This window comes from Peterkaempfera griseoplana, assembly GCF_001418575.1.
In the GTDB taxonomy this organism is placed as follows: domain Bacteria; phylum Actinomycetota; class Actinomycetes; order Streptomycetales; family Streptomycetaceae; genus Peterkaempfera; species Peterkaempfera griseoplana.
In genome coordinates this window covers 1-2,909 of sequence record NZ_LIQR01000671.1, presented here as the reverse complement: position 1 = coordinate 2,909, position 2,909 = coordinate 1, and the positions used below count along the sequence as shown (strand labels likewise).

2 protein-coding genes and 2 pseudogenes are annotated in these 2,909 nt (G+C 68.0%); 2 read left to right on the top strand and 2 right to left on the bottom strand.

Features of this window, described 5'->3' with window-relative positions:
- Both AOK09_RS42910 and AOK09_RS43825 read right to left on the bottom strand, forming a co-directional pair.
- A pseudogene (locus AOK09_RS42910) lies at positions 1-238 on the bottom strand (transposase); the annotation flags it as partial.
- Between the two features lie 37 nt (positions 239-275).
- Positions 276-377, bottom strand: a pseudogene (locus AOK09_RS43825) (hypothetical protein); the annotation flags it as partial.
- Between the two features lie 596 nt (positions 378-973).
- On the opposite strand from AOK09_RS43825, the gene AOK09_RS35130 reads away from it, so the two are divergent.
- The gene (locus tag AOK09_RS35130; protein ID WP_055591249.1) at positions 974-1,879 is read left to right on the top strand and encodes an IS110 family transposase; all 906 of its coding nucleotides are present in this window, start codon (positions 974-976) and stop codon (positions 1,877-1,879) included.
- Between the two features lie 46 nt (positions 1,880-1,925).
- On the top strand, positions 1,926-2,618 hold the full coding sequence (locus tag AOK09_RS35125) for an IS5/IS1182 family transposase (RefSeq protein WP_055591248.1): 693 nt from the start codon (positions 1,926-1,928) through the stop codon (positions 2,616-2,618).
- Positions 2,619-2,909 lie beyond the last annotated feature (291 nt).

Genomic DNA, 2,909 nt, shown 5'->3' with positions numbered 1-2,909 from the left:
GTTGCCGCTGATGCGGCCGGAGTCTTTGGGGACCGGTGCCAGGCCGGCGACGCCGGCGCCGGCCGGGGCTGCCGAAGGCGTCCAGGTCGCCGCCGGTGCAGGCGATGAACTCGGCGCCGAGCAGGGTGCGGATGCCGGGCATGTTGGTGATCGCCTCGGCATGACGGTGTTCGCGGAAGCGGGCCTCGATCGCCGCGTCGGTCCGCTCGATTTCCTCGCACAGGGCCAGCAGCTCTTTGCACGTCGCGGAGCAGTTCCAGCAGCTCGGGTTCACCGTTGGGCACCCGCCGGGACAGCACCTTGGCCCCGTCCGCGTCGATCACCGTGAAGTGGTGCTCGGCCTTGCCTGCGTCTATCCCCGCCCACAGTTCGGGCATCTCGCCTCCCCATGCCGTTCCCGTCTCCGGCCCTGCAGACGACCTCGCCGACGTGTCCTTACGAAGCGATCGAAACTCGCGCCTCCCAATGAGCGGCCGTGTCGTCGCGGGGTGCCGGGCGGCCAATCACTGAAAGCCACACCCTCGGCATGAGCGTTTTGAGCCACACCCAGACCCCTGGGCCTCCCGATCGTACGAAGCACCAGGACGAGCCACCAAGAAGGTAAGGAGCGCTTTCAGCGTGGCCACTGATCGGGTGACGTAGAGGTGCCCGCAACGCACGAGGCTCCCGTGCCGTTGAGGGAGGTGTTCGACGTCTCTACTCACCGGAGCAGGAGCCTCGTTGGTTCCTGTGAGGATGGGCGGTGCCGCTCCGGGGTGCGGCCTGGCCCATATCCTGCCTGGCTCGCTCGATGCCTTGAGTGCGATCTGCCGGCTGCTTCCGGGGCGGTGTATGTCTGCCTCCGGGCAGGGGGGTTCGTGTCTGAATAGGGGCTTTGCTCCGGCATCGTCACAGGTCTGACCGCTCTTCCCGTGTGGTGGCGCTTCGATTCCTACCAGGGCTGGGGGACGCGTTCGTGATCGCTTGTACAGGGGTGACCGAGCAGGCCGAGATCATCATCGGCGTCGACACGCATAGGGATTGCCACGTGGCCGTGGTCATCAGCGTGCTCGGCGTGGTCCTCGAGACCGGGGCGTTTGCAGCGAGCGCCGCCGGCTACCAGGAATTGTTGGACTGGGCTCGCGTCATCGGCCGGGTGGAGCGGGCCGGTGTGGAGGGCACCGGTTCCTACGGGGCTGGCCTGACCCGGGCCCTGCGAGCCGCCGGAGTGGAGGTCGTCGAGGTCAACCGCCCGAACCGGGCAGTACGCCGCAGGCGAGGCAAGAGCGACGCGGTGGACGCCGAGTCCGCTGCCCGGGCCGTGCTCAGCGGTGAGGCAACAGTCGTGCCCAAGAACGGCGACGGTCCCGTCGAGGCGGTGCGGGTTATAAAGATTGCCAAGGACTCCGCGGTCACGGCCCGGGTCCAGGCCGTGAAGCAGCTCAGATCGGTGCTGGTCAACGCCGGTGCTCGGGTGCGGGAACCGCTGGAGGAGCTGCCGCTTCCCCAACTCATCGTTTTGTGCGCCGCAGAGGTGTGGAGCGGGCTGGGGCTGGCCGAGTCGGCTGTCGTCCACACCCTCGGTCGCCTCGCCGGGCGCATCCAGTTCCTTGAGGCAGAGATCAAGGACGCCCTCAAGCAGATGACGTCACTGATCCAGCAGACAGCTCCCGATCTGCTGCAGATGCAGGGCATAGGGCCGGACTCGGCTGCCGCATTGCTCATCGCGACAGGCGACAACCCCGAACGCCTACGTGGCGAGGCGTCCTTCGCCGCCCTGTGCGGCACCAGCCCCGTCGAGGCGTCTTCGGGTAAGACCAGTAGGCGCCGACTCAGCGAACCGTCTACAAGATCCTCAAGAGCAGCCTGCCCCCTGCCAACCACCAGTTGCAATCCATAGGGGCATCGCACTGGACCTGCCACATGCGCTGGCCGAGTGGGCCACCATGCTTATCGTCACCCGAGAGGGTGACCGCCGCTGCAAGCTCCCGCCCCACCAGCGAGCCCTGGTCGGCCTGGTCTACCTGCGCCGGCACGACACCCTCGCGCAGCTCGCCGCCGGCTTCGGCATCGCGGTCGGCACCGCCCACGCCTACGCAAAAGCGGTCGTCGACCTGCTCGCCGACCGCGCACCCGGTCTCCTGCGCACCCTGCGCGAAGCCGATCCCGACTACATCCTGCTGGACGGCACCCTGGCCGAGTGCGACCGCGTCGGCGACAGCCGGGGCGACTACTCCCACAGGCATCGTCGCCACCGGGTGAACGTACAGGTGGTGACCGACCCGGCCGGGCGGCTGCTGTGGATCTCGCCCGCGCTGCCCGGCCGCCCCCACGACCTGACAGGGGCCCGCACCCACCGCATCATCCGCATCTGCGAGCGCAAGGGCGTCCCGGTACTCGCCGTCCGGGCCTACATCGGGGCGGGCCCCTGGGTGACCACGCCAGTCCGACGCCCGCCCGGCCGCGACCTGTCACCGACCCAGCGCACGGTCAACCGCGCGCTCTCCGGCGCGCGGGCACCCGTGGAACGAGGCGTCGCCCGCCTCAAGTCCTGGCGCATTTTACGCAGAGCCCGATGCAGCCCAAATCGAATGTCGTCAATCGCCAAGGCCCTCCTCACCCTGGAGCGGCAACGCTGAAAGAGCTCATTGACTCGCTTGTGCGGATCAGAGCACACATGGGCCGGAAGATCCCATTAGCCTCCGCGTTTCAGTTGCGGTGGTGCCCGGATCTTGATCGGAAACGCGAAAGTGCCTCCTGAGCTGGGATGATGAGGCTTCTCTAGGGTCTCGATCGTTCCAGCCGGAAGGCACTTTCTGCGTGCACACTACCCGGTCACGTCCCAAGCTTGTCGTCAGCGCCGACGGTCGCGGGGTGGTCAGCCACGTCGGCTCGCGCCTACTCGCGGATCTCGCCGACGCCACCACGCT